The following is a 24,993-nucleotide window of genomic DNA, read 5'->3' as shown; positions in this document are numbered from 1 at the left end:
CAAAAAGGGTAGTCCATGAAGAACCCCGTCGAAACCTACATGAACCTCGTTCCGATGGTGGTCGAGCAGACCAATCGCGGCGAGCGGGCCTACGACATTTTCTCGCGCCTGCTGAAAGAGCGCATCATTTTCATCACCGGCCCGGTCGAAGACGGTATGGCGACGCTGGTTTGTGCACAGCTTTTGTTCCTCGAGGCCGAGAACCCGAAGAAAGAGATCAATCTCTACATCAACTCGCCGGGCGGCGTGGTGACCTCGGGCATGGCGATCTACGACACCATGCAGTTCATCAAGCCGGCGGTGTCGACGCTGTGCATCGGCCAGGCGGCGTCGATGGGCTCGCTGCTTCTGACCGCCGGCCACAAGGACATGCGTTTTGCCACGCCGAACGCCCGTATCATGGTTCACCAGCCTTCCGGCGGTTTCCAGGGCCAGGCCTCCGACATCGAGCGGCACGCGCAGGACATCATCAAGCTGAAGCGCCGCCTCAACGAGGTCTACGTCAAACACACCGGCAAGAGCTACGAAGACATTGAAAAGACGCTTGACCGCGACCATTTCATGACAGCCGACGAAGCCAAGGATTTCGGCCTCATCGACAAGGTCATTTCGTCGCGCGAGCCGGTCGAAGGCGCTGCGGCATAATCGCTGCATGGCAGTTGGGTGGCGGGATAACGCGCTTTTGCTGGGATTTGCGGCATTTCGGCCACAATTGGCTGTTCCCTCGGTGGATGGGATTGCCTACGTTAAGGCTATGTTGATTTTCGACGGCTTAGCTTTGTGCAGGGTTGGCGCGAATCATTGCGACGTTTTCTGATTTGTGTTTCGTACGGAATGCGTTGCGGGAGCCGGGACACTGGCGGCGGCGAATTCCCGCGATAGATAGAATATGCGCCCTTTCAGCCAGACCATCGGCGGGCGGCCATGAAAGGACAGGAAAATGAGCAAAGTCGGCAACAACAGCGGTGATTCGAAGAACACGCTTTATTGCTCGTTTTGCGGCAAAAGCCAGCACGAGGTGCGCAAGCTGATCGCCGGCCCAACGGTGTTCATCTGCGACGAGTGCGTCGAGCTATGCATGGACATCATCCGCGAGGAGAACAAGACCTCGATGGTGAAGTCGCGCGAGGGCGTGCCGACCCCGCAGGAGATCCTGAAGGTTCTTGACGACTATGTCATCGGCCAGCCCTACGCCAAGCGCGTGCTGTCGGTGGCGGTCCACAACCACTACAAGCGCCTCGCGCATGCCGGCAAGAACAACGACGTCGAATTGGCGAAGTCCAACATCCTGCTGATCGGCCCGACCGGCTGCGGCAAGACGCTGCTTGCCCAGACGCTGGCCCGCATCATCGACGTGCCCTTCACCATGGCCGACGCGACGACGCTGACCGAAGCCGGTTACGTCGGCGAGGACGTCGAAAACATCATCCTGAAGCTGCTGCAGTCGGCCGACTACAATGTCGAGCGCGCCCAGCGCGGCATCGTCTACATCGATGAAATCGACAAGATCTCGCGCAAGTCCGACAACCCATCGATCACCCGCGACGTGTCGGGCGAGGGCGTGCAGCAGGCGCTTCTGAAGATCATGGAAGGCACCGTTGCCTCCGTGCCGCCGCAGGGCGGCCGCAAGCATCCGCAGCAGGAGTTCCTGCAGGTCGACACCGCCAACATCCTGTTCATCTGCGGCGGCGCCTTCGCCGGGCTGGACAAGATCATCTCGGATCGCGGCAGGAAGACTTCCATCGGCTTCGGCGCCATCGTCGCTTCGCCCGAGGATCGCCGCACCGGTGACGTGTTCCGCCTGGTCGAGCCCGAGGATCTCTTGAAGTTCGGCCTCATCCCCGAGTTTGTCGGCCGTCTGCCGGTCCTGGCGACGCTGGAAGACCTCGACGAGCCGGCTCTGATCCAGATCCTGACCGAGCCGAAAAACGCGCTGGTCAAGCAGTATCAGCGGCTGTTCGAGATGGAAAGTGTCGACCTGACCTTCCATGAGAATGCGCTGTCGGCGATCGCCAAGCGCGCCATCGAGCGCAAGACCGGCGCCCGTGGCCTCCGCTCGATCATGGAAGCGATCCTGCTCGACACCATGTTCGAACTGCCCGCCCTGGAAGGCGTGCGCGAAGTGGTGATTTCGGAAGAAGTGGTGACCGGCAGCGCCCGGCCGCTCTACATCTATTCCGAGCAGAAGGAAAAGAAGGGCAACGTCAGCGCCTGATCTGGCATCTGGCCTAACCTTTTTATGGAACGGCGCCCGCGGGGCGCCGTTTTGCTGTGGTGAGGTACCGATCCTTGTGACGGAGTGGATGAACGAACGTGTCGACCCTTGATCTTTGCCCCTCGTGCATCCAACTAACATCGGAAGGCCGTGGTGCCGAATTCTGTGCTGTAAAACTCCCGTCACAAACGGTGGTAGGCGGAACGATCCTCGGTCGTTAATATGAGATTCGCGGTTGGCTCGATTAGCGGCCGCGACATGAAAGGTTGGACAATGGCCAAAATATCCAAGGCTCCCAGCGACGGCGTCTTCGCAGTCCTCCCACTGCGCGACATCGTGGTGTTCCCGCACATGATCGTTCCGCTCTTTGTCGGGCGTGAAAAGTCGATCAAGGCGCTGGAAGAGGTTATGGGTCAGGAAAAGCAGATCCTGCTTGCCACCCAGATGAATGCCGCCGATGACGATCCCGAGCCCGATGCGATCTTCGACATCGGCACGCTCGCCAATGTGCTGCAATTGCTGAAGCTGCCCGACGGCACCGTCAAGGTGCTGGTCGAAGGCGCGTCGCGTGCCAAGATCGTCTCGTTCACCGACCGTCCGGACTTCCACGAAGCTACCGCCACGGCGCTGGTCGAGCCGGAGGAGGAAGAGGTCGAGGTCGAGGCGCTCGCCCGTTCGGTCGTCACCGACTTCGAAAACTACGTCAAGCTGAACAAGAAGATCTCGCCTGAAGTGGTGGGCGCCGCCAGCCAGATCGACGACTATTCCAAGCTCGCCGATACGGTTGCTTCGCACCTCGCCATCAAGATCCCCGAGAAGCAGGAGATGCTGGCCACGCTGTCCGTCAAGGAACGGCTGGAAAAGGCGATGGGCTTCATGGAAGCCGAAATCTCCGTCCTGCAGGTGGAGAAGCGCATCCGCTCGCGCGTCAAGCGCCAGATGGAGAAGACGCAGCGCGAATATTACCTCAACGAGCAGATGAAGGCGATCCAGAAGGAGCTCGGCGAAGGCGAGGACGGCCGCGACGAGGCCGCCGAGATCGAGGCGCGCATCAAGAAGACCAAGCTCTCCAAGGAGGCCCGCGAAAAGGCGGAAGCCGAGTTGAAGAAGCTGCGGACGATGTCGCCGATGTCGGCGGAATCGACCGTCGTGCGCAACTACCTCGACTGGATCCTGTCGATCCCGTGGGGCAAGAACTCCAAGGTCAAGCAGGACCTGGCGTTTGCGCAGAACGTGCTCGACACCGATCATTTCGGCCTCGACAAGGTCAAGGACCGCATCGTCGAGTATCTCGCCGTGCAAAGCCGCCAGAAGAAGCTGAAGGGGCCGATCCTGTGCCTCGTCGGCCCTCCCGGCGTCGGCAAGACCTCGCTCGGCAAGTCGATCGCCAAGGCGACCGGCCGCGAGTTCATCCGCATGGCGCTTGGCGGCGTGCGTGACGAGGCCGAGATCCGTGGCCACCGCCGCACCTATATCGGCTCGATGCCCGGCAAGGTCATCCAGTCGATGAAGAAGGCCAAGAAGTCCAACCCGCTCTTCCTGCTCGACGAGATCGACAAGATGGGCCAGGACTTCCGTGGCGATCCGTCATCGGCTTTGCTCGAGGTGCTCGATCCCGAGCAGAACTCGACGTTCATGGACCATTACCTCGAGGTCGAATACGACCTATCGAGCGTGATGTTCGTGACGACGGCGAACACACTGAACATCCCTGCGCCCCTGATGGACCGCATGGAGATCATCCGTATCGCCGGCTACACCGAGGACGAGAAGATCGAGATCGCCAAGCGTCACCTGATGCCCAAGGTGATCCGCGATCATGCCCTGCAGCCGAAGGAATTCTCCGTCGGCGAGGACGCGATCCGCGGCATCATCCAGACCTACACCCGTGAAGCGGGCGTCAGAAGCCTGGAGCGCGAGCTGATGAAGCTCGGGCGCAAGGCGGTGACCGAGATCCTGAAGACGAAGAAGAAGACGGTGAGCATCACGGCGGCGAACCTCGCCGATTACCTCGGTGTTCCGCGCTTCCGCTTCGGCCAGGTCGAGGCTGACGATCAGGTCGGTGTCGTCACCGGTCTTGCCTGGACGGAAGTCGGCGGCGAGCTGCTGACGGTCGAAGGCGTCATGATGCCCGGCAAGGGCCGCATGACGGTGACCGGCAATCTGCGCGACGTGATGAAGGAATCGATCTCGGCGGCGGCCTCTTATGTCCGCTCGCGGGCCATCGATTTCGGCATCGAGCCGCCGCTGTTCGACAAGCGTGACATCCACGTCCACTTGCCCGAAGGCGCCACGCCGAAGGACGGTCCGTCTGCAGGTGCTGCCATGGCGACGGCCATCGTATCTGTCATGACTGGTATTCCGGTCCGGGCCGATGTGGCGATGACTGGCGAGATAACGCTTCGCGGCCGCATCTTGCCGATCGGCGGCCTCAAGGAGAAACTGCTCGCCGCACTGCGCGGCGGCATCAAGAAGGTGCTGATCCCGGAAGACAACGCCAAGGATCTGGCGGAGATACCGGACAATGTGAAGAACGGTATGGAGATCATTCCGGTCTCACGTGTCGGCGAGGTTCTGAGGCACGCGCTGGTGCGCATGCCGGAGCCAATCGAGTGGGTCGAGCCAGTCAATCCGCCGGCTTCCACCGATACCGTTGACGATGCTGGAAAGTCGCTTGCACATTAGAAACTACTAAAGTTGCAGTGCACAAAGAGAGAGCCGGGCCTTGAGCCCGGCTTTTTCATGTGAAAAACCCACCATTTCCGGGCTTTTTTCAACTTTTTTCCGGCTTTTTGACTTGGGTTTGCGAGCGCTTCTTTCTAAAGTCCCTCTCCTGCCGGATGAGTCGAAAGTTCCGGTTTTCTCATGGAAGGGAATTTTTATGAACAAGAACGAACTGGTTTCCGCTGTCGCTGAATCCGCGAGCATTTCGAAGGGTGACGCACAGTCGGCGGTTGAGGCGGTGTTCTCCGTCATCACTGGCGAACTGAAGAAGGGCGGCGATGTACGGCTCGTCGGCTTCGGAAATTTCACCGTCTCCAAGCGTGCGGCATCGACTGGCCGCAACCCGCAGACTGGCGCGGAAGTGAAGATTCCGGCGCGTACCGTGCCGAAGTTCTCGGCCGGCAAAGGCCTCAAGGACGCGGTCAACTAAAAATTTTTCAGAGAATGTTGAAAAGCCGGGTTCGCCCGGCTTTTCTTTTGCCTCGATGGCGGCAGGCCGTCAGCCCGCTGAGGCGAGCCTTCAGCCCACCGGCGCATCCGCGCGCATCAGGCCTTCCTGCTTGAGGTCCGCCCACAGCGCCGCAGGCAGCTTGGCATCGAGCAGGGCGCGGTTGCTTTCGACTTCACTCGGCCGCTGGCCGCCGGGGATGACCGACACCACGGAAGGGTGCAGCAGCGGAAACTGCAGCGCCGCCTCGATCAGCCTGACGCCATGGCGCTGGCAGACGGCCTCGATGCGCCCGACGCGATCCATGATGTCCCTTGGCGCCTCGGAGTAATTGTAATAGGCGCCTGGCTTCGGCCCGGTCGCCAGGATGCCGGAATTGTAAGGACCGCCGAGAACGATGCCGATGCCGCGTTGCTCACAGAGCGGCAGGAAGGTGGCAAGCGCTTCCTGTTCCAGCAGCGTGTAGCGCCCGGCCAGCAGGAACAGGTCGAAGTCGCCACGCTCCGCCAGCGTCTGGCAAACCTCCCATTCGTTGATGCCGCCGCCGAAGGCCTTGATCACGCCCTGGTCGCGCAGCGCAACCAGTCCGTTGTAGCCCGAGGCCATGAATTCCTCGATGCGCTGGTCTGACGCCTCCTTGCTGCCATGGGTGAAGATGTCGAGGTCATGGACGAAAAGGATGTCGATGCGGTCGACGCCAAGCCGTTCCAGCGACGCCTCGAACGAGCGCATGACGCCGTCGTAGCTGTAGTCGTAGACCTCCTTGCGCGTCGGTGTGTCGAAGAACTTGCCGATGCCGGTTCGTTCCTCCGGCGGGCAGGCGCGCAACAGGCGACCGACCTTGCTCGACAGCACATAATCGTCGCGCTTCCTGCCGCGCAGGAAGGCATTGAGCCGTGTTTCGGCAAGGCCCAGGCCATAGAGCGGCGCGGTGTCGTAGTAACGGCAGCCGGTCGCCCACGCCGCCTCCAGCGTGGCGTTGGCATCCGCGTCGGGGACGGCGCGGTAAAGGTTGCCGAGCGGCGCGCTGCCGAAGCCAAGCTCGGTGAAGTCGAGGCCGCCATTGCCGATGCGGTCGAAATGCCGTGTCTTCATGTCGTGCTGATTTCCTGGATTGATTGTCTGACATGACACTATCACGCCGCTGGCTCAGCAAAAGCCGCCATGGCCGTTGGACAGGCATTTTCGCGGTGATAGCATGAACAAAAACAAGCCTTTTTCCGAAAGCGCGCAACCCGAAATCACCGGCCACAAACCCAGCCGGACAGATGGGACTCTCATGACGAATGCCGGCTCGGATATGTTTTCGACCGCCCTGCAAGAGCTGGGCGCCGTACTGGCGCGCGTCGACGAAGCCGGCATCGACACCGCCTGCGAAACCCTGGCCCGCGCGCAAAAGATCGTCGTCTATGGCTGCGGCCGCGAGGCGTTGCAGCTCAAGGGTTTCGCCATGCGCCTCTATCACCTTGGCCTTGAGGTGTCGGTGGTCGGCGACATGAACACGCCACCGCTTCGCCCAGCCGATGTCTTCCTGGTCAGTTCCGGCCCGGGCGAGACGACGACGGTGCTTACCTTGATGCAAGTCGCCCGCCAGGCCGGCGCCACCGTGCTTTTGCTCACCGCCGAGGCAGGCAGTAGTGCGGTCGCGCTTGCCGACTTCACCTTGCTGATCCCGGCGCAGACCATGGCGCGTGACCAGGGGCCACAAAAGACATCGCTGCTGCCGATGGGCTCGGTCTTCGAAGGGGCGCTGTTCCTGCTGTTCGAGGTGATGGTGCTGAAGCTCAAGGCGCTGACCGGCCAGTCGTCCGAGGCCATGCGCACCCGCCACACCAACATGGAATAGATCATGCGCTACGAACTGATGTTGCCGCACCAGATCCGCAAGGCGATCGCCGAGAACTGGCCGGTCGCTCTCCCGCTCGGCGTGCTCGAATATCACGGCGAGCACATGGCCGTCGGCATGGACACGCTGGCCGTCGTCAAGACGCTGGAGCTCTACGAGAAGGAGGCCGACATCGTCATCCTGCCGGCTTTCTACTACGGTGCGGCGAGCTATGTGGTGGCAGCACCTGAAGGCAACGGCTCGGTGCAGGTCGGCGGCAACCAGCTGGCGCCGTTCGCCGAAGAATTGTTCTACAGCCTGCTGCGCATCGGCTTTCGTAACATCAACGCCATCATCCACCACCAGACCGAGAACTTTGCCGCCGGCATGCCGACCGATCTCGCCTTCAAGGCCGCCGGCCGCCAGGCGATTTTCCGCTTCCTCGAGAAGCAGCGCGGCGAGGGCTGGTGGGGCTCAGACGAGATGGCCGATTATTATGCCGGGCACGCCGCCGGCGAGAATTTCTTCAACTGGGTGCAGGTGCACCCGCTAATGTCGGCTGCCATGAACGGGAAGTATCCGTTCGATCACGCCGGTGTTGGCGAGACATCATTGATGCTGGCACTGTGTCCGGAAGCGGTCGATGCCGGGCGTTTTGGCGAGAATACCGCGTGGTATACGGCCAGTGCGCCGGAGGCCTCGGCGGAGCTAGGGCAGAAGGGCGTCGCGATGATCATGGATCACCTGAGGGCGATATTGGGGCGCTAGCAGACAAAGTCGCTCTGTAGCGATTCTTCACACCCCCTCTGTCCTGCCGGACATCTCCCCCGCAAGGGGGGAGATCAGATGTCATTTCCGCTTTCGCCAATCACCTACGTCGCAAGAAAAGCGATGCAGCCAAAGCTGCCGATCTCCCTCCTTGCGGGGGAGATGGCCGGCAGGCCAGAGGGGGGGTGCTGTCCCGCCGAGGTCAACAGTAGAGGGGCACGCCGCCTCTCGCCCTACTTCACCGCGCCCGCCGTCATGCCCATGATCAGATACCGCTCAAGCGCAATCCCGATGACCGCCAGCGGTGCGATCGCGGCGGTGGCAAGCGCCGCCATCGACCACCAGTTGATGCCTTGCGAGCCGGTCTGGCTCGCCACCATGACCGGGATGGTCTTGGCGTCGGTCGAGGTCAGCAGCGCGGCGAAAAAATACTCGTTCCAGCACAGCACCATCGCCAGGATGAAAGCGGCGACCATGCCCGGCAGCGCAATCGGCATGACGATGCGGAAAAAAGCGCCCCAGATCGAGAGGCCGTCGACCAGCGCTGCCTCCTCGAGCTCGACCGGGATCGAGTTGAACTGGTCGCGCATGATCCAGATGACGATCGGCAGCACCATCAGCGTGTAGAGCAGGATCAGGCCGATGCGTGTGTCGAGCAGACCGACTTCCCGGTAGAGCACCAGGAAGGGCAGGGCCAGCACTACCGGCGGCAGGATCAGCTGCGACAGGAAGAAGAAGGAGATGTCCTCGTTCTTGAACCAGGCGAACTGATAGCGGTAGCGGGTCAGCCCATAGGCGGCGAGGCTGCCGATGACGATGGCGAGGCTCGACGCGCCGACCGAGGTGATGACCGAATTCATGAAGCGCTTGAAAAACTCCTCGCGCACCGTCGAGGTCTGGAAGATCGAATCCGGCGACAGGCCGAGCGAGCGCCAGCCCTTCCAGTCCGGCTGGAAGTCGACGAACGGGATGAGGTGTCCTTGCGTGACGTCGACCGCGGTCTTGAACGAGGTGGTGATGGTCCAGTAGATCGGGAACAGGCAGATGAAGGCCCAGAACGCCAGCGCGCCATAGATGAAGATGCGATTGGCCAGAAAACCCAGCGGTGAGCGGATTTCCGAGGCAGCATAGTCGGTGGTCTGGACGCTCATTGTGCCTCGTCAGTTCACGTTGCGCACGAAGCGATTGGCGAATTTCAACAGCCAGGTCACGAACACGACGATGATGACGAGATAGGCCATCGCCAGCATGGTGCCGTAGCCGACATTCGAGCGGTCGCGGTATTCGCGGTAGATGAAGCTCGACACCGAATCGGTGGCGCCGCCAGGCCCGCCGGAGGTCACGGTGATGATGATGTCGGCGAGCTTCAACTTGAAGATGATGCGCAGGATCACCGCCGTGACCGACACCGGCAGCATCAGCGGGAAGGTGACCTGCCAGAAAGTCTGCCAGGGCGTGGCGCCATCGACGCGCGCCGCTTCCAGCACGTCGCGCGACATCGCCTGCAGGCCGGCAAGCAGCATGATCATCATGAACGGGATGAAGGTCCAGGCGTCGAGCACCATGATCGAGATGCGGGCGGTGATCGGGTTGGAGAAGAAGGCGGGGTTCTCCCAGCCGAGATGGCGCGCCAGCGTCGCCGCCGGCCCGAAACGGTACTCCATCAGCGATTTGCCGATCATCCAGGATACCGCGACCGGCGACAGCATCAGCGGCATCAGGAAGACGACTCGGAAGAATTTGCGCGCCCGGATCTGCGCGTTGAGCAGCAGCGCCAGGCCGAAGGCAATCACATACTCAACCAGCACGGCGAGCACATAAAGCACCATGTTGAACAGCGCGTTGCGGTAGTAGGGATCGGCCAGCATCTGCCAGAAATTGTCGAGCCCGTTGAACTTGCGGCCGGAAAAGGACGACAGGTTCCAGTCGGTCAGCGCGATATAGAAGCCGAACAGCGTCGGGAAGATCACCATGGCGATGGTGAACAGCAGCGCCGGCAGCAGGAACAGCGCGCGCTGGCCGTCCTCGCCGCGCGTCAGCACCTGGCCGATGCCGAGCGCCACGCCCCACAGAACATAGGCGTAGACGATCGGACGCCAGGTCTCGAAGCCGAGCGTGGTGATCTCGTTCTTGTAGAGGATCTCAAACGCGATCACCGCCAGCAGGCCAAGCGTGGCGGCCGCCATCAGGGCAAAACCCGCCCGCTTGCGGGCCGGCGAGATCAGATCGGCTGGGCCGGCGTTGGCCGGCCATGCATTGGTGGTCTGGTCTGCCACGCGTCCCCGTCCGTTTAAAAAATCAAGCCTGCGACCGGCCCGAGCCGGTCAGGTCCGGCGGCTTGCACCGCCGGACCTGTTGTCACGATAGGATCAGCCTACACGCCGAGCGAGGCCTTGTAGAGCTTGATCTGGTTTTCGCGGCCGATCTGGTCGGTCAGCTTCTCCCAGGCCGCGGCAATGGCGTCGGCGCCTTCCTGCGCCTTCATCTTGCCGGCGAATGTGTTGGCCAGAATGTCCTCGGCAGCCGAATAATACTGGAAGATGCCGGGGATGCGCGGCTCGATCGCCGCGTTCGGATGGTTGTAGCTGTCGGCTTCCGACTTCAGATACGAGGTGATGAACGCCTCGTCGTAGCCTGCCGCCACCCATTCGGGAATGTCGAAATGCGAGTTGCGGTAGGGCTGGAAGCCGGACGGATACATCGCCGTCCAGATCGACAGGTCCTTGCCGCCGAGATGAGCGGCGGCCGACCATGCCGCTTTTTTCTTCTTTTCGTCAGTATCGACGCGGGCCATGACGTAGACGCCCCAGCCGAGATAGGCGCAGTTCGGCGCATAGTTCGGGCCGCTGGCGAGTTTGTCCCAAGCGCCGGTCTTGGCATTGTAGACGTCGTCGGACCCCGGCAGGATCGAGAAGCCGGTGACGTCGCCGATGACCGAGCTATCATTGGTCTTGACGTTGGAGCCGACGTCGCCCCACCAGGTGACCATCGAACCGGTGCCGGCCAGGAACTGCTGGAAGGCTGTCGTGTTCGGGTCGGCGTTGATCTGGTCGGCGGGCTCCGACGGCAGCGCGTCGATGACGTCCTGGATGGCGCGCACCCAGGCCGGATTGTTGATGCGCGGCTTCATCGTGTCGGCATCGAACAGCCAGGCCTTGTCGTCGGGATGCTTGGCATAGGCGGTGGCGCGGCTGCCGAGGAAGTAGAAGCCGAAACCGCCCCAGGCCTTGGGCGCATCGAGATAGCCGAAGACGTCCTGGTCCTTGAACTTCTTGCCCTTGAGGAATTTTGTGACGGCCTGGACTTCCTGCCAGGTCTTCGGCACACCCCATTCGGTGGCCGCGCCGCCGTCCTTCCACGCCTTGGCGAGGTCGGCATCGGCAAAAACGTCGGTGCGGTAATTGAAGTTGTGCGCATCGCCATCGACGGTGATCCGGTACTGCTTGCCGTCCCAGGTGCCGACCGGCGGCTGCAGATAGGCCACGACATCCTTCATGTCGATCTGCTCTTTGACCCAGTCGGGCATCTCGGACGTCAGGCCCTTGCCGCAGACATCGCCTTCGAAGGGCGCGCCCATCTCGATGATGTCGAAGTCGACGGTGCCGGTGGCGATCGACTGCTGCAGGCGGGCATTGTAGTCGGCCTGCGCCAGGTCGATCCAGCTGATCTTGGCGCCGGTATAGGCCTCCCACGGCTTCAGGAAGCCGCGGAACAGCACATTGTGCAGGTTCTGGTTGTTGAGGCCCATGAAGGTGAGCTCGACGCCGGCGAATTCGCCTTCCTTGACGTTGGCCTTGGTGGCTTCCAGGCAGAGTTCGCCGACCTTCTGGAAATCGGCATCCGTCGGCTGACCCTTGCCGACGCCGGGGATCTGCAGAATTTTGGAGCGTAGCTCGCTGGCGGCTTCAGCCGGGCGGGTGAAAGCGCCGAGCCCAGCGCCCGATGCGGCGGCGATCGCGGCCATCGAGGCCGCGCCTTTGAGTATGTCACGCCGGGTGGCACCCGCGCGGACGAGTTTTTCGTACAGACCGACTCTCATCTATTCCTCCCAGAACAACAGTCGTGAATTAAAATGCCAATCCCTCCGACGCCGAACGTCGGCGGTTCTCCTTTATCATACGGGGACGTGGGACCCCACCCTGCGTCGCCTGGAGCTCCGATTTTCGGATAAAAATCCGACTGCCGGATTGGCAACAGCTAATATTTGCGTAATCGATTACCTTGTCAACACGAATGGCTTTTTATCGATAACATACCGACTTGCCCTTGCCGTTGGCAATGGCTAGCTTCACCGCGAGAAAAGGGGGGACGATGGCTCAAGTCGCGATCAGCAATGTGGCCAAGGCGTTCGGAACCGTCAAGGTCCTGCACGAGGTCAGCGTCGATATCGCCGATGGCCAGTTCGTGGTGTTGGTCGGCCCGTCGGGCTGCGGCAAGTCCACGCTGCTCAGGATGGTGGCCGGGCTGGAGACCGTCTCCGGCGGCACGATCGCCATTGGCGAGCGCATCGTCAACAATCTGCCGCCGGCCAAGCGCGACATCGCCATGGTGTTCCAGAACTACGCGCTCTATCCGCACAAGACGGTGGAGCAGAACATGGCGTTTGCGCTGAANCATCGCCATGGTGTTCCAGAACTACGCGCTCTATCCGCACAAGACGGTGGAGCAGAACATGGCGTTTGCGCTGAAGCTGCGCAAGACCGATCCAGCCGTGGTCGCCGAGCGGGTCAAGCGCGCCGCCGACATTCTCGACCTCAATCCGTACCTGAAACGTTATCCGCGCCAGCTATCCGGCGGCCAGCGCCAGCGCGTCGCCATGGGCCGCGCCATCGTGCGCAATCCGCAAGTCTTCCTGTTCGACGAGCCGCTCTCCAATCTCGACGCCAAGCTGCGCGTGCAAATGCGCACCGAGATCAAGGAACTGCACCAGCGGCTGAAGACCACCACCATCTACGTCACCCACGACCAAATCGAGGCCATGACCATGGCCGACAAGATCGTCGTCATGCGCGATGGCCGTATCGAGCAGGTCGGCGCGCCATTGGAATTGTTCGACCGGCCGGCCAATCTGTTTGTCGCCGGCTTCATCGGCTCGCCGTCGATGAACCTGCTCAAAGGCGTGGTGCGCAAGGGCGACAAGGTCGAGATTGCAGGCACGCTGTTCCCGGTCGCGGCCGGCAGCGCCGCCAAGGAGGGCCAGGCCGTGGTCTATGGCGTGCGGCCCGAGCATCTCGAAATCCATCCCGACGGCGTGCCGGCAAAAATCTCGGTGGTCGAACCCACGGGTTCCGAAACGCTGGTCTTCGTGCGCTTCGGCGACGGCGAGATGGTGGCGCTGTTTCGCGAGCGCCACGACTTCAAACCCGGCGACACGCTCAATCTCAAGCCGCGCCTCGACCAGGTCCATCTCTTCGACGCCGAGACCGGCAACCGGCTCTGATTTCCAATCGACTTTGACCAAACCTGTTTGACGAGGACTGCCATGCTCAAAGGGATCAACCCATTGCTCAATGCCGATGTGCTCCAAGCGCTCAGGGCAATGGGACACGGCGACGATCTGATCATCGCCGACACCAATTTCCCCGCCGATTCGGTGGCGCGCCAGACCGTGCTCGGCAAGCTGCTGCGCATCGATGCGCCGGCGGCCGATGTCGCCAAGGCGGTGCTGTCGCTCTATCCGCTCGACACTTTCGTCGACGACGCGGCCGCGCGCATGGAGATTGTCGGCAAGCCGGACGAGATTCCGCCGGTGCAAAAAGAGGTGCAGAAGGAGATCGACAAGGCGGAAGGCAAGGCCTGGCCGATGATCTCGGTCGAGCGCTATGCCTTCTACGAGCGCGCCAAGAAAGCCTATTGCGTCATCCAGACCGGCGAACGCCGCTTCTATGGCTGCTTCGCCTTTCGCAAGGGCGTCGTGCCGCCGGACGCCGAGTAGGGCCATGGCGTCGGGCAAACCTGTCGTCATTCTGGGCGTTTTCGTCGCCGACACCGCCTACCGCGCCGATCGACAGCCGCGCATGGGTGAAACCATTCTTGGTAATTCCTTCAAGCTGGGACCTGGCGGCAAGGGCTCGAACCAGGCGGTGGCGGCAGGCAAGCTCGGCGCCGACATCACTTTCCTGACCCGGCTTGGCGTCGATGCTTTCGCCGACATGGCCAAGGCGACCTGGGCAGAGGCGGGCGTGAAATCCGCCGTCATCGACACGCCGCAAAGCTATACCGGCGCGGCCTATATCTTCATCGAGGAGACGACCGGCAACAACGCCATCATCGTCAGCCCGGGTGCGGCGATGCTGATCTCGTCTGAAGACATCGAGGCCAATGCCGGCCTGATCCGTGGAGCCGGCGTCTTCGTCACCCAGCTCGAACAGCCGATCGACGCGGCACTGCGCGCACTCGAGATCGCGCGCGGGGCAGGGGTGACCACCATTCTCAATCCGGCGCCCGCGGCCAAGCTGCCGGACCGCATCTACACGCTGTGCGACTATGTGACCCCCAACGAAACCGAGGCCGAGGAACTGACCGGCATCAAGGTTTCTTCGATCGACGACGCTCGCCGCGCCGCCGACAGCCTGCTCAAAAAAGGCGTCGGCTCGGTCATCATCACGCTCGGCGAAAAAGGCGCGCTGCTGCACACGGCCGCTCGGTCCGACCATGTCCCGGTGGTCAATGCCGGCCCGGTGGTCGAAACCACCGGTGCGGGCGATGCCTTCAATGGCGGCCTGGCCGCCGCACTCGCCAAAGGCGTGGAGCCGCTGCAAGCCGTCCGCTTCGCCTGCGCCGTCGCCGGCATTTCGGTGACGCGGCCGGGTACGGCGCCATCCATGCCGACGCTGCATGAGGTCGAGGCGCTGCTGGCCAAGGGGTGACGTCGTTGCGGGAGAGATCGAATTCAGATCCGACCGGATCTGAATTGCCTCATGCAAGATCATGATTCTAGACGATTATGCCACATTTCTCCTGAGGAGAAATGGCGCGAGTGACGGGGCTCGAACCCGCGACCTCCGGCGTGACAGGCCGGCGAAAACCCCTGATTAATCAACGAATGGTTTCAATTCCTTACGCTCTCGAATTTGCGGGAAAAAGCGCGAAATTGAAACTTGCCTATCAGAACTCCTCGTCAACTCCGCGAGGTATTCACTTTGATCGACGCCTCCGCTGCTGCCAGCCTAGCGGCTGGACCGGGACTGACTGCTCCCGGCGACTTCTGGATCGGCTGGAGACGGCAGATCGATGCGCTCGCTTCCGCCGGATTCCGGGTCATCGTTCCCGACCAGAGGGGCTACGACACCAGTGACAAGCCGAAAGCCATCCGTGAATACACGCTCCCCAAGCTCGTCGGCGATGTCGTTGCCATCGCCGACGCGCTCGGCATCGGAAGGTTTCACCTCGTCGGTCATGACTGGGGCGGTATCGTCGCCTGGGCCGCAGGCGCAAAGCTGCCGCACCGCCTGGAAAGGCTCGTCATCCTGAACGCGCCCCATCCCGAGGTGCTGCTTGCCCATTCCTTGCGATCTCCGACCCAGTTCCTGCGGAGCAGCTATGCCGCCTTCTTCCAGTTCCCCTTGCTGCCGGAGGCTGTTCTGGGAGCAGGGCACTCGGCTCTGCTGGCACGGGCGCTCATCAAATCCAGCCGAACAGATGCCTTCACGGCGGAGGAAATCGCAGAGTATCGGCAGGCCTGGGAACGGCCGGGGGGCGCTGACCGGCATGCTCAACTGGTATCGGGCGCTGCGCTTCCGCCCAGGCCTGAAGCAGCGGATCACGACACCGACCCTTGTACTGTGGGGGATGCAGGACCAAGCTCTGGAATATGGCCTGGCCGAGCGCAGTCTGGCCCTTTGCAACGATCGGGGCCTGCAGACGTTCGAGAAGCCGACGCATTGGGTACAGCGCGAAGAGGCCAGCGCGGTGAATGCCGCGCTTCTGGCGTTCCTGGACGGCTGAGATGCCGCTCCGTTCTGCAGGTGGCCTGACTCGCCGTGATCTCCTGACCGTGCTCGCTGCCGCGGTCACAACCCACCACCTTACCTCCTCTGCTGATGCAGCATTGGCAGAGGCCTCAACGGAGCATCCGATGCCACACGTCGTCCTTCTCGGGGATTCGATCTTTGACAACGCTGCCTATGTCGCGCACGGGTCCGACGTAGTGCGGCAGCTGCGGGAGCGGTTGCCGGAGGGGTGGCGTGCAACGCTAAACGCCGTCGACGGCGCCATCACAAGCGGCGTCGAGCGGCAGCTTGAACGGCTCCCCCAGGATGCTAGCCATCTTGTCGTCAGCGTCGGTGGCAATGATGCTCTTCGTCATGCAGGGATTCTGGAGCAGGGGGCCTGTTCGGTGGCCGAGGTTCTGGACAGGATCAGCGATATCCGGGAGGAATTCGAGCACGACTACTGTACGATGCTCGAGGGGGCGCTGGGCCAAAACCTACCCACCGCTGTCTGCACGATCTACGAGGCGCGCTTTCCCGACTCACAGCGTCGTAGACTTGCCGCAACTGCCCTGACGGTCCTCAACGACGTCATCACCCGGGCGGCGTTCTCGCGCGGTTTGCCGCTCGTCGACCTGCGCTTGGTATCGAATGAGGACGCGGACTTCGCCAATCCTATCGAACCGTCAGTGCAAGGTGGCGCGAAGATCGCGGCAGCCATCGCGGCACTTGTAGTCGAGCACGATTCAGCCGGACGTCGGTCGTTGGTCTTCGTCGGCTAAACGGCGTAATCCCGCCCGATCGTCTGCACTCCCGATGGTCGGTCGGACTGAAAGCAACAATTCAGACGGCCAGCACGATCTTGCCTTGAATACTGCCGTCGGCGGCGCGCTCATGTGCGCGCGATGCCTCGGCCAGCGGGAATGTGCTGTCGATGACGACACGCACAAGGCCGTCGTCGAGCAGGCGGGCGGCTTTTGCCAACTGCGCGCCATTGGATCGAACCTGTGTGGATGAGACCGTGATCCCCAGCCTCTCTGTCTCTTCGTGACCAGCGAAGCCCAGTGGGTTGACCAGGAACAGCGCGCCGCCCGGCTTCAGAACATGGAAGAAGCGCTCCATGTCCGCGCCGCCCACCGCGTCGAGGACAAGGTCGACGTCTCGGACGACATCTTCCGCCGCGGTTGTCTTGTAGTCGATGAATTGATCCACGCCGAGATCGCGCATCAGCGCCTCGTTCTTGGCCGATGTCACCGCGATGACGCGCGCGCCCCGCCATTTCGCCAACTGGACGGCCAGATGCCCGACACCGCCTCCGGCACCATTGATGAGCACCGTCTTGCCGTCGAGGGGCACCGGCTCATGCGGTAAGGGCTGGAACGGATTCGGCTCGTCGTGGCCAAGTTCGATCAAGAACTGCCATGCCGTCAGAAGCGACATCGGCGCACCAGCCGCATGAATATGGTCGATGCCGGCTGGTTTCAACGCAACATGCGATGCCGGCACACTGACATAATGCGCGTAGGCATTGCTACCCGTCATCAAGTTATCGGGGAAGCGAACCATTGCGTAGACCTCGTCACCGATGCTGAACTCAGCGACGTCAGCGCCAACCGCTTCAATGACGCCCGACACGTCCGTGCCGAGAATCAGTGGGAAGGACGCGTTGGGTCGCCATTCTGGCGGCAGTGCGCGATAGCCATCCCGCAGATACCAGTCGGGCGGATTAAGCCCGGCCGCCTGGGCTCGGACAAGCACCTCGCCGGGCTTCACACCCGGCCTAGGAGCGTCTTCGTACACCAGCATCTCGGGACCACCGAATGCGTGCAGACGGACTGCCTTCATCTTATCGCTCATTGGTGAAATCTCCGCTCATCCATGTCATTGGAGCGAATCTAGCGGCATGACCGCCGGTTGATAATCGGTGCCGATGGCGGTTAAGTAATGCCATGGCGGAACATATCACTTTGGATCGGCTCACTGGCATCATCGCCTTCGCGCGTGCGGGATCGCTGGGCAGCTACACGGCAGCGGCGCGCGCGCTGTCGATTTCCCCGTCGGCGGTCAGCAAGAGCGTCCAGCGGCTCGAGCGGCATTTAGGAGTGTCGCTGTTTACCCGTACAACGCGCTCGCTCACCTTCACGCCCGAAGGGCGCGACCTGCATGAGCGCGCGCTGCGTCTGCTACGCGAGGCGGAGGAAATAGAGCAGGCGGCAATGACCGCGCGCTCCGAACCATCGGGCACGTTGCGCGTGGCCGCGTCGCTGCCGATCGGACTGCATCTGATCGCTCCGGCTTTACCGGCTTTCCGTCGGCTCCATCCGAACCTGATCGTCGATCTCAGGCTGGGTGACCAGATGGTGGACATGATCGAGGAAGGGATCGATGTCGCCATACGCATCGGTGATCTGGCTGACACCCGGCTACTATCACGCAAGATCGCACCCCATCGGCTTTGCTGCTTCGCCTCGCCAGCCTATCTCGAGGAACGCGGCACACCGACCCATCCCGATCACCTGGAAGGGCACGACACCGTCAACCTTCGATATCAGAGCACAGGCCAGGCCTTTCGCTGGCCCTTCCGGATTGGCGACCGTGAAATCGAGATCGTGCCCAATTCCGGTGTGGTCGCCGATGCCAGCGATGCCGTGCTCATCATGCTGGCAGCCGGCGGTGGGATAGGCATAGGCGCCTCCTTCATGGCGGCTCCCTATGTGAAGCGCGGCGAACTGGTCCCAGTGCTGTCCACGTTCGCGGTCGAGCGAAACAATGTCACCGTGCTCTGGCCGGCAAGCCGACGCGCCAACCCCGCCGTGCGCGCCTTTCTGACCATGCTCGACGCCGCTTTCACTCTGCGAATGGCAGCTTCAAGCATCGACTGATCTGGCGCGGAAGGGTCGCTAACGGGCGAAAGCGGTCAATCCTGCTGATTGGCTGAACGGCAGCTATTCCGGGCACAACGTCCAAAAGCTGCTATTCCGTTTCGGCCCCACTACAGGCCGCCCCTCCTCGTCGAATAGCATTAGACTAGTTGATCGGCTACAACGACCTAGATTGCTAGCAACGGGGAGGGCACATGTCGGCGAGTGCTTACGCATTGACTGGCTTCATCTCGTGGGCGCTGGCCCTGCTGATCGTGATGGAAGTTATCCGGAGCTACCTGGTGATCTCTGGGCAAGTCCCGGCAAACGGCTTTACGCCAGATAACGGAGCCCTCTCCCCGTTTATGCGGAGGTTAGCCCGTGCCCACGCCAACTGCATTGAAGGGCTTCCAATCTTCGGAGGTCTGCTCGGAGTCGCGATCATCATTTCAAAGACAGATGTCACGGATCCCTTGGCCTCCACGATGTTAGGCGCACGTATAGTGCAGTCGGTGATCCACCTCGTCTCAACCAGCCAACTCGCGGTCAGTCTCAGGTTCACCGCGTTCGCTGTGCAAATGGTGATTGGTGCGTATTGGTGCTGGTTGCTGTTGATCTGAAGAGTGGCGGAGCCCCGACGCAAAAGTGGGCCACCTCGATTCCGGGAGCCTTGGCAAACCCACTCCGGATCGTGACCCGAAAGACTGTCCCTTTTGACAGGCGAGCGAACCGCAAAACTGGCAGTGGCAAAACCGCCGTTGAGGCATGATATTGCTGTTGGATTTTGGGGCTACTCCCCAGCTTCGGAGAAGGATCGGCGTTCAGAGAGCAATTTGCACGCCTGGGCGCTGCGGCGCTCCCCAGCTTTTGGCCACACGCACGCCCTGCAAACGCTCGGCTCAAGAGCGCCTGGCAGCGGAGCAGAGAATTGTTGGACTTTGTGAGTGTTAGAGGGAGAGGAACTGAGATTCAACCTTCTCCACCTGCACTTGTTCCTGGCACGCTGGCCTCAGCAGCACCTAATCCTGCCACCCAACCTGGAGGAGCAAGCCAGTGCTACCGAGCTATGTAGACACCGATCGGCTCGCGCTGTAGCCAGGCCTCCGCCCGTCGGGGTTCACCGGCGCCGGGGTGGGGGGGCGGCCTAGGGGGGGCCCAGCAACGCGCACGTCAGCCAAGCTATCTTTGAGTCGCCGGGTCCGGAGACCGCCAGGCTGGATTATACCCGACAAATCTTGTTAGGCTGCCGTTCTGGGGGTCGCACGATGAACGAGGTTGAAAAGCTGGCCGTCGAGGTTGTCGCGACCGGCCTTGGCTGGCCCGAGGGCCCGACGGTGCTGCCCGATGGCCGAATTGTCATCGTCGAAAGCTATCGCAGCCAGCTGACGGCCATAGATCGCGACGGAAGTGCTCGCCAGTTCGCGTATGTTGCCGGAGCGCCCAACGCCTGCGTTCTCGGATCGGATGACCTGCTCTATGTCTGCCAGAACGGCGGCACGACCGGACCTTGGCGGGCTGCGGACATGACGACGCCATCGATCCAGCGGGTTGCCGAAGGCGGAAAGCCGGAAATCCTGCTGAGCGAAGTCGCGGGCATTCGGCTCAATGGGCCAAACGATCTTGTATTTGCTGCTGACGGCCGGCTCATCTTCAGCGATCCCGGCACATACAACCCGGGGAATCCGGACCCAAGCTACATTTTTGCCGTCAACCCCGATGGCAGTGCTTACCTTGCTCTCGGTTTCGACAAGCCGACCTTCCCCAATGGTGTGGCGATCGAAGCCGACGGCTCGATCATTTGGGGGGAGTCCTATACGGGGCGCGTCAAGCGGCAGCGTCCGGATGGTTCCGTCGAAGACCTGGGCCGCCTGCCTGGGGCCAATCCGATCCCGGACGGGCTGAAGGTCGGAGCCGATGGCCGCCTTTATGTCACGGATATTGCCGCCAACGGCATTCACGTTCTGAAGCCCAACGGCACAGCGGAGGGTTTCTTCGTCTGCGGCAAGGCAACGACCAACTNATTCACGTTCTGAAGCCCAACGGCACAGCGGAGGGTTTCTTCGTCTGCGGCAAGGCAACGACCAACTGCGTCTTCTCGGGCGAGATGCTTTGGGTGACAAATGCCGGCGTGCTGGCGACCGGCAGCGATCCCTCCTTTGAGGGAACACTCTCCTGCGTGCGTGTTCCGGGAGGCGGTGGACCGACGCATCATGGTCGCATCGGCGGAAAGCAACCGTGAGTAGCTCCTCGTCCGCCTCAAACACAGGCGATGACCGCGGTGCCGGCGGTGCGGCATCGTCTGCTTCGATGGCGGCGTTGAAGTGCCTGTACAGCGTGGCCGCGGTCCGCGTCGCCGCGCGGCGGACTTTGCCACGCCCGGTGTTCGACTTCGCCGATGGCGGTGCCGAGGATGAGCGAACGCTGCGCCGGAACGAGCAAGCTTTTAACGAGGTTGCCATTCTGCCGCGACCACTCAACGGTGCAACGACGCGAGACCTTTCCCTTGACCTCTTCGGCGCGAAACTTGCCATCCCGCTGGGCATCGCGCCAACCGGCCTGGCTGGGCTGTTCTGGCCCGACGGCGAGCGCGCAGCCGCCCGAGCCGCAGCGGCCGCAGGGACATTCTACTGCGCCAGCCACGGATCGGTCTGCACGCTGGAGGATATAGCAGCCACCGGAAGTAGCCCACGGTGGATGCAGGTGTTCGTCTATACCGATCGCGGCTTCACCCGAGAAATGGTGGATCGGGCGCGTGCCTCAAGCTACGACGCGCTGGTGCTCACCATTGATAACCAGATGCTTGGCAACCGTGAACGCGACATCCGCAACGGTTTTGCCATCCCGCCGCGCTTCGGTGTGGCCGGAACCCTCGCGGCCGCCACCAAGGCGGCGTGGCTTCTTCGTATGCGCACCCGACTCCCGAAACTGACTTTCGGCAACTACGCGCGCCCCGGAGATACGGCGACGGTCGGTGCATTGGCGGGCCGAATGGCCGCAATGCTCGATCCCGGACTCTCCTGGGCCGATGTCGACTGGCTGCGCACTGTCTGGTCCGGACCGTTGTTGCTGAAAGGCGTCCTGCATCCCAGCGAAGCCGCCGAGGCTGTAGCCCGAGGAATCGACGGCATCATCGTATCCAATCATGGGGGACGTCAGCTTGACGGCGCCGCCGCATCCCTGGACGCGTTGACGGCGGTTGTCGCGGCTGTCGCCGGCCGCGTACCAGTGCTTATCGACGGCGGCATCAGGCGAGGCTCTGACGTCGTCAAGGCCCTGGCGCTCGGCGCCTCGTGCTGTCTGATCGGGCGGCCGCAGTTGTGGGGGCTCGCGGTCTCCGGCGAGGAGGGGGTACGCCACGTGCTCGAACTCTACCGCAAGGAGATCGACCGCGTCATGGGACTGATGGGCGCGCGGAGCCTGCGCGACCTCGGGCCGGACTGTATTTCGTTCGTTCAGGGAATGGGGCCGCTACATGATTGAAGACCCACCACTGCTCACCATCAAGCGCCGTTTCGAACGGCCCGCAGCAGAAATCATCAGTGCTTTTGCGGACGTGCCGGTTAGCCAGGTCGTAGACGCGATGGGGGGACGCGGCGCCTTGCATTATGCGATCAAGCCACTGTCGCCAGCTACTGCGACGATGGTCGGCGTCGCCGTGACCTGTCACTGCGGTCCCGCCGACAACCTCGCCCTGTTTGGAGCACTGGATGCCGCAGCAAGTGGCGATGTCATCGTCGCGGCCACCGACAGCTTTGCCGGTACCGCGGTAACTGGCGATCTCGTGCTCGGCATGGCGCGCAACAAGGGGGTCGCCGGCTTCATCACTGACGGCCTGGTGCGCGACGTTGTCGGGATCGAGGCGGTCGGGTTGCCGGTTTACTGTGCCGGGGTCATTGCGAATTCGCCTGCGCGAAATGGTCCAGGCACGGTCGGATTCCCGGTGGTGCTGGGAGGAGTGACTATCTCGCCGGGAGACATACTGGTCGGCGACCGCGACGGTGTCGCCGTGGTGCCTCGCCTGGAGGCTGAGACTGTGCTGGCCCGACTCTCCGCCATCAGGGCGGCTGAGAAAACTCTTGATGGCCTGGTGCGGCAAGGTCTCGAGATGCCCGACTTCGCCAAGGTCGTCCTCAAATCGAACAGGGCGCGCTTCGTTGACTGAGATGTGAGCTTCTCTAGCTGCGGGACATATGAAGCGCAACACGATTTCGTCCTTCCGATTTGGCACGAAACAGAGCCAAATCGGCGGCATTGACGAAATCGTTTGGCGTCTCGTTCTCGGTGGGCACCGCTGTTGCGACGCCGACGCTGATGGTCACGCGATCCGGGCCGTGGGGTATGTTCAACTCTCGCACGCTCTGGACGAGCCGCTCGGCGATCGCACTGGATTGTTCCAGTATGGTGTCGACCAGCACGATGACGAACTCTTCGCCTCCGTACCGCGCAGCGAGATCGGTGGAGCGGCCCGAACCGCTCTGGATTACGCGGGCGATTTGCTTCAGCACATCGTCGCCGGCCATATGGCCATAGGTATCGTTGTATCGTTTGAAGTTATCGGCATCGATCATCAACAGCGACAGTGGGGACTGTGCGCGAAAAGCGCGTTTCCATTCAGCCGCCAGATATTCGTCAAAATAGCGCCTGTTACCGAGACCTGTCAGGCCATCGATCCGCGTCAGACGTTCAAGCTCTAGATTTGCACTGATCAGCTGTCGCTGGCTTTCCCTCAGCGCTCGGTGTGCCGAGTCTCGCTGGACGTGATCCAGATAGGCCCGCGTGTGATATCGAATGCGTGCAATCAACTCGATACGATCCGGCAGTTTGACGAGATAGTCGTTCGCGCCCGCAGCGAAGGCTTCGCCCTTGGTGGCTGGATCTTCCTTGCTCGACAGCACAATGACTGGAACCGCGCGTGTCGACGCATGCTTCCTGTATTCTCGCACCAGATGTAGCCCATCCACCCCGGGCATGACGAGATCCTGCAGGATGACGGTTGGCTTTACCTCATCCGCGACCGTCATCGCTCTCAACGGGTCGGTGCAGAAGTGCAAGGAAATATCGGGCTCGTTGGCTAGAGCGCGCCTGACCGCCTCGCAAACCATGATCTGATCATCGATGAGCAGAACCATGGATGAATAGTTATCTGCGAGTGGCGGGACCAACTCTGGTTCTTGCGTCATCGGAAGGGGCCTTTCACGTGGAGCGCTCGCAGGCTTCGATTATACGTGAGCCGATCGCACCCAAAGGAAGAATATCAACAGCCGCGCCGATGTCGGCGGCGGCCTTCGGCATGCCATAGACGGCACTTGTTGCTCTATCCTGCGCGATTGTGAGATGTCCCTTGTCACGGAGCTGTCTCAGCCCGCGCGCACCATCCCTGCCCATGCCTGTGAGCAGAACACCAATCACCGAGCCAGGCCACCATTGCGCCGCACTTTCGAAGAACACATCTACCGACGGCCGATAAACATTGTCCTTGGGGCTGGGCGTATAGCCAAGTTGCTGAGCTGACTTGAAAACCAGATGATCCGCAGAACTGGCAACGAGAACGGTGCCCGCTTGTGGACTATCCCTTTCCCCCGCGGGACGGATCGGGAGACGCGTATGCTGCCCTAGCCAATCAACAAGGCCTGGAACGAACTGAGCATCGAGATGCTGGACGAGCACAATCGCGCCGCGAAAATCAACGGGAAACGCGCTCAGGACTGCGGCAACGGCAGCCGGCCCGCCCGCAGAGGCGCCGATTGCTATCACGTGTCGAGTTGACGGCTCAGCCGCACGTGACATCCGCCTTTTTGCCTGGGTAGGCGCGTCGCCGATCAACTTGCCTATCGTTCGTATCTTGTTCGTCAAAAGCCGGGCGGATTGCGAGGACGCGTTGCCTTCGATGCCCACTGACGGAATATCGACTGCGTCAAGCGCGCCATGACCCATTGCTTCGTAGACGCCGGCGAGGTTGGCTTCGATACTGGCGGTCACCAGCAAGATTGAGCACGGGGTTTCCGCCATGATTCTGCGGGTCGCTTCCACGCCGTCCATCTCTGGCATCGCTAGATCCATGAGTATCAGATCCGGCAGATCACGTCTGCAGACCTCGACCGCCTCACGCCCATTAGTCGCGATCCACGCGACCTGATGTTCGCCGGTCAACAGAACCAGTCGACGCAGAAGTTCAACCGCCATCGGCATGTCGTTAACTACGCCGATTCTCATTCGCTGGC

General features: G+C 61.9%; 22 protein-coding genes and 2 pseudogenes. 17 read left to right on the top strand and 7 right to left on the bottom strand.

The window, feature by feature from the left end; translation table 11 throughout:
* Positions 1-15: 15 nt before the first annotated feature.
* From clpP to X727_RS151985, 4 genes are all read left to right on the top strand, one after another.
* Positions 16-645: an ATP-dependent Clp endopeptidase proteolytic subunit ClpP gene (clpP, locus tag X727_RS151970; protein WP_023682306.1), complete on the top strand. Its 630-nt coding sequence runs from the start codon at positions 16-18 to the stop codon at positions 643-645.
* A 295-nt stretch (positions 646-940) separates the two neighbouring features.
* Positions 941-2,215, top strand: a complete 1,275-nt coding sequence (clpX, locus tag X727_RS151975; protein WP_023682305.1) for an ATP-dependent Clp protease ATP-binding subunit ClpX — start codon at positions 941-943, stop codon at positions 2,213-2,215.
* A 273-nt stretch (positions 2,216-2,488) separates the two neighbouring features.
* On the top strand, positions 2,489-4,900 hold the full coding sequence (lon, locus tag X727_RS151980; protein ID WP_023682304.1) for an endopeptidase La: 2,412 nt from the start codon (positions 2,489-2,491) through the stop codon (positions 4,898-4,900).
* A gap of 196 nt (positions 4,901-5,096) precedes the next feature.
* The gene (locus X727_RS151985) at positions 5,097-5,369 is read left to right on the top strand and encodes an HU family DNA-binding protein (protein WP_023669423.1); all 273 of its coding nucleotides are present in this window, start codon (positions 5,097-5,099) and stop codon (positions 5,367-5,369) included.
* Positions 5,370-5,459: 90 nt separating this feature from the next.
* On the opposite strand, the gene X727_RS151990 is transcribed toward X727_RS151985, so the two are convergent.
* Positions 5,460-6,482 carry an aldo/keto reductase gene (locus X727_RS151990; RefSeq protein WP_023669424.1) on the bottom strand — a complete coding sequence of 341 codons (1,023 nt, stop codon included), beginning with the start codon at positions 6,480-6,482 and terminating at the stop codon, positions 5,460-5,462.
* 184 nt (positions 6,483-6,666) lie between these two features.
* Between X727_RS151990 and X727_RS151995 the strand changes: the two genes are divergently transcribed.
* Entirely contained in the window at positions 6,667-7,233 is a 567-nt protein-coding gene (locus tag X727_RS151995; RefSeq protein ID WP_023689464.1) for an SIS domain-containing protein, read from the top strand.
* A 3-nt stretch (positions 7,234-7,236) separates the two neighbouring features.
* Positions 7,237-7,980, top strand: a complete 744-nt coding sequence (locus X727_RS152000; RefSeq protein ID WP_023689463.1) for a creatininase family protein — start codon at positions 7,237-7,239, stop codon at positions 7,978-7,980.
* Positions 7,981-8,213: 233 nt separating this feature from the next.
* Here X727_RS152000 and X727_RS152005 read toward each other — a convergent pair whose 3' ends face one another.
* The 3 genes from X727_RS152005 to X727_RS152015 form a co-directional block, all read right to left on the bottom strand.
* Positions 8,214-9,131 (bottom strand): carbohydrate ABC transporter permease, encoded by a 918-nt coding sequence (locus X727_RS152005; RefSeq protein WP_023669427.1) that lies wholly within the window; start codon positions 9,129-9,131, stop codon positions 8,214-8,216.
* Between the two features lie 9 nt (positions 9,132-9,140).
* The gene (locus X727_RS152010; RefSeq protein ID WP_023689462.1) at positions 9,141-10,256 is read right to left on the bottom strand and encodes a sugar ABC transporter permease; all 1,116 of its coding nucleotides are present in this window, start codon (positions 10,254-10,256) and stop codon (positions 9,141-9,143) included.
* A gap of 98 nt (positions 10,257-10,354) precedes the next feature.
* On the bottom strand, positions 10,355-12,019 hold the full coding sequence (locus X727_RS152015) for a sugar ABC transporter substrate-binding protein (protein ID WP_023669429.1): 1,665 nt from the start codon (positions 12,017-12,019) through the stop codon (positions 10,355-10,357).
* 272 nt (positions 12,020-12,291) lie between these two features.
* Here X727_RS152015 and X727_RS01000000164690 point away from each other — a divergent pair.
* The 6 genes and pseudogenes from X727_RS01000000164690 to X727_RS152030 all read left to right on the top strand — a co-directional run bounded on the left by X727_RS01000000164690 (position 12,292) and on the right by X727_RS152030 (position 16,693).
* Positions 12,292-13,420: pseudogene (locus X727_RS01000000164690) on the top strand (ATP-binding cassette domain-containing protein).
* Between the two features lie 42 nt (positions 13,421-13,462).
* A complete protein-coding gene (locus X727_RS152020; protein ID WP_023834209.1) occupies positions 13,463-13,915 on the top strand; it encodes an RbsD/FucU family protein in 453 nt (150 codons plus the stop codon).
* Positions 13,916-13,919: 4 nt separating this feature from the next.
* Positions 13,920-14,849: a ribokinase gene (rbsK, locus tag X727_RS152025; RefSeq protein ID WP_023697413.1), complete on the top strand. Its 930-nt coding sequence runs from the start codon at positions 13,920-13,922 to the stop codon at positions 14,847-14,849.
* Positions 14,850-15,080: 231 nt separating this feature from the next.
* A pseudogene (locus X727_RS1000000169600) lies at positions 15,081-15,518 on the top strand (alpha/beta hydrolase); the annotation flags it as partial.
* 172 nt (positions 15,519-15,690) lie between these two features.
* Positions 15,691-15,927 (top strand): alpha/beta hydrolase, encoded by a 237-nt coding sequence (locus X727_RS1000000169595; protein WP_348524527.1) that lies wholly within the window; start codon positions 15,691-15,693, stop codon positions 15,925-15,927.
* 130 nt (positions 15,928-16,057) lie between these two features.
* Entirely contained in the window at positions 16,058-16,693 is a 636-nt protein-coding gene (locus X727_RS152030) for an SGNH/GDSL hydrolase family protein (protein ID WP_023743584.1), read from the top strand.
* A gap of 61 nt (positions 16,694-16,754) precedes the next feature.
* Here X727_RS152030 and X727_RS152035 read toward each other — a convergent pair whose 3' ends face one another.
* Entirely contained in the window at positions 16,755-17,768 is a 1,014-nt protein-coding gene (locus X727_RS152035) for an NADP-dependent oxidoreductase (RefSeq protein WP_023743583.1), read from the bottom strand.
* A 92-nt stretch (positions 17,769-17,860) separates the two neighbouring features.
* On the opposite strand from X727_RS152035, the gene X727_RS152040 reads away from it, so the two are divergent.
* The 5 genes from X727_RS152040 (at position 17,861) to X727_RS152060 (ending at position 22,934) form a co-directional block, all read left to right on the top strand.
* Positions 17,861-18,793, top strand: coding sequence for a LysR family transcriptional regulator (locus X727_RS152040; RefSeq protein WP_023742812.1), 933 nt, complete (start codon positions 17,861-17,863; stop codon positions 18,791-18,793).
* Positions 18,794-18,987: 194 nt separating this feature from the next.
* The gene (locus X727_RS152045; RefSeq protein WP_023682292.1) at positions 18,988-19,392 is read left to right on the top strand and encodes an MAPEG family protein; all 405 of its coding nucleotides are present in this window, start codon (positions 18,988-18,990) and stop codon (positions 19,390-19,392) included.
* Positions 19,393-20,037: 645 nt separating this feature from the next.
* Positions 20,038-20,805, top strand: coding sequence for an SMP-30/gluconolactonase/LRE family protein (locus tag X727_RS152050; protein WP_023834206.1), 768 nt, complete (start codon positions 20,038-20,040; stop codon positions 20,803-20,805).
* A gap of 274 nt (positions 20,806-21,079) precedes the next feature.
* Positions 21,080-22,252 (top strand): alpha-hydroxy acid oxidase, encoded by a 1,173-nt coding sequence (locus X727_RS152055; RefSeq protein WP_031204207.1) that lies wholly within the window; start codon positions 21,080-21,082, stop codon positions 22,250-22,252.
* Positions 22,245-22,934 carry an aldolase gene (locus X727_RS152060; protein WP_023743581.1) on the top strand — a complete coding sequence of 230 codons (690 nt, stop codon included), beginning with the start codon at positions 22,245-22,247 and terminating at the stop codon, positions 22,932-22,934. The genes X727_RS152055 and X727_RS152060 overlap by 8 nt, the downstream gene beginning before the upstream one ends.
* 13 nt (positions 22,935-22,947) lie before the next feature.
* Here the strand turns inward: X727_RS152060 and X727_RS152065 are convergent, their stop codons facing one another.
* Positions 22,948-23,901: a PleD family two-component system response regulator gene (locus X727_RS152065; RefSeq protein ID WP_023669440.1), complete on the bottom strand. Its 954-nt coding sequence runs from the start codon at positions 23,899-23,901 to the stop codon at positions 22,948-22,950.
* Positions 23,902-23,965: 64 nt separating this feature from the next.
* Entirely contained in the window at positions 23,966-24,985 is a 1,020-nt protein-coding gene (locus tag X727_RS152070) for a chemotaxis response regulator protein-glutamate methylesterase (RefSeq protein WP_023682287.1), read from the bottom strand.
* Positions 24,986-24,993: the final 8 nt, after the last annotated feature.

The sequence above is a fragment of the Mesorhizobium sp. L103C105A0 genome (genome assembly GCF_000502215.1).
GTDB lineage: Bacteria > Pseudomonadota > Alphaproteobacteria > Rhizobiales > Rhizobiaceae > Mesorhizobium.
This window is presented reverse-complemented; position numbering and strand designations above follow the sequence as displayed.

Coding starts and splice junctions, on each gene's coding strand:
- clpP (WP_023682306.1), top strand. CDS start 16: ATGAAGAACCCCGTCGAAACCTACATGAACCTCGTTCCGATGGTGGTC.
- clpX (WP_023682305.1), top strand. CDS start 941: ATGAGCAAAGTCGGCAACAACAGCGGTGATTCGAAGAACACGCTTTAT.
- lon (WP_023682304.1), top strand. CDS start 2,489: ATGGCCAAAATATCCAAGGCTCCCAGCGACGGCGTCTTCGCAGTCCTC.
- X727_RS151985 (WP_023669423.1), top strand. CDS start 5,097: ATGAACAAGAACGAACTGGTTTCCGCTGTCGCTGAATCCGCGAGCATT.
- X727_RS151990 (WP_023669424.1), bottom strand. CDS start 6,482: ATGAAGACACGGCATTTCGACCGCATCGGCAATGGCGGCCTCGACTTC.
- X727_RS151995 (WP_023689464.1), top strand. CDS start 6,667: ATGACGAATGCCGGCTCGGATATGTTTTCGACCGCCCTGCAAGAGCTG.
- X727_RS152000 (WP_023689463.1), top strand. CDS start 7,237: ATGCGCTACGAACTGATGTTGCCGCACCAGATCCGCAAGGCGATCGCC.
- X727_RS152005 (WP_023669427.1), bottom strand. CDS start 9,131: ATGAGCGTCCAGACCACCGACTATGCTGCCTCGGAAATCCGCTCACCG.
- X727_RS152015 (WP_023669429.1), bottom strand. CDS start 12,019: ATGAGAGTCGGTCTGTACGAAAAACTCGTCCGCGCGGGTGCCACCCGG.
- X727_RS152020 (WP_023834209.1), top strand. CDS start 13,463: ATGCTCAAAGGGATCAACCCATTGCTCAATGCCGATGTGCTCCAAGCG.
- rbsK (WP_023697413.1), top strand. CDS start 13,920: ATGGCGTCGGGCAAACCTGTCGTCATTCTGGGCGTTTTCGTCGCCGAC.
- X727_RS1000000169595 (WP_348524527.1), top strand. CDS start 15,691: ATGCTCAACTGGTATCGGGCGCTGCGCTTCCGCCCAGGCCTGAAGCAG.
- X727_RS152030 (WP_023743584.1), top strand. CDS start 16,058: ATGCCACACGTCGTCCTTCTCGGGGATTCGATCTTTGACAACGCTGCC.
- X727_RS152035 (WP_023743583.1), bottom strand. CDS start 17,768: ATGAGCGATAAGATGAAGGCAGTCCGTCTGCACGCATTCGGTGGTCCC.
- X727_RS152040 (WP_023742812.1), top strand. CDS start 17,861: ATGGCGGAACATATCACTTTGGATCGGCTCACTGGCATCATCGCCTTC.
- X727_RS152045 (WP_023682292.1), top strand. CDS start 18,988: ATGTCGGCGAGTGCTTACGCATTGACTGGCTTCATCTCGTGGGCGCTG.
- X727_RS152055 (WP_031204207.1), top strand. CDS start 21,080: ATGGCGGCGTTGAAGTGCCTGTACAGCGTGGCCGCGGTCCGCGTCGCC.
- X727_RS152060 (WP_023743581.1), top strand. CDS start 22,245: ATGATTGAAGACCCACCACTGCTCACCATCAAGCGCCGTTTCGAACGG.
- X727_RS152065 (WP_023669440.1), bottom strand. CDS start 23,901: ATGGTTCTGCTCATCGATGATCAGATCATGGTTTGCGAGGCGGTCAGG.
- X727_RS152070 (WP_023682287.1), bottom strand. CDS start 24,985: ATGAGAATCGGCGTAGTTAACGACATGCCGATGGCGGTTGAACTTCTG.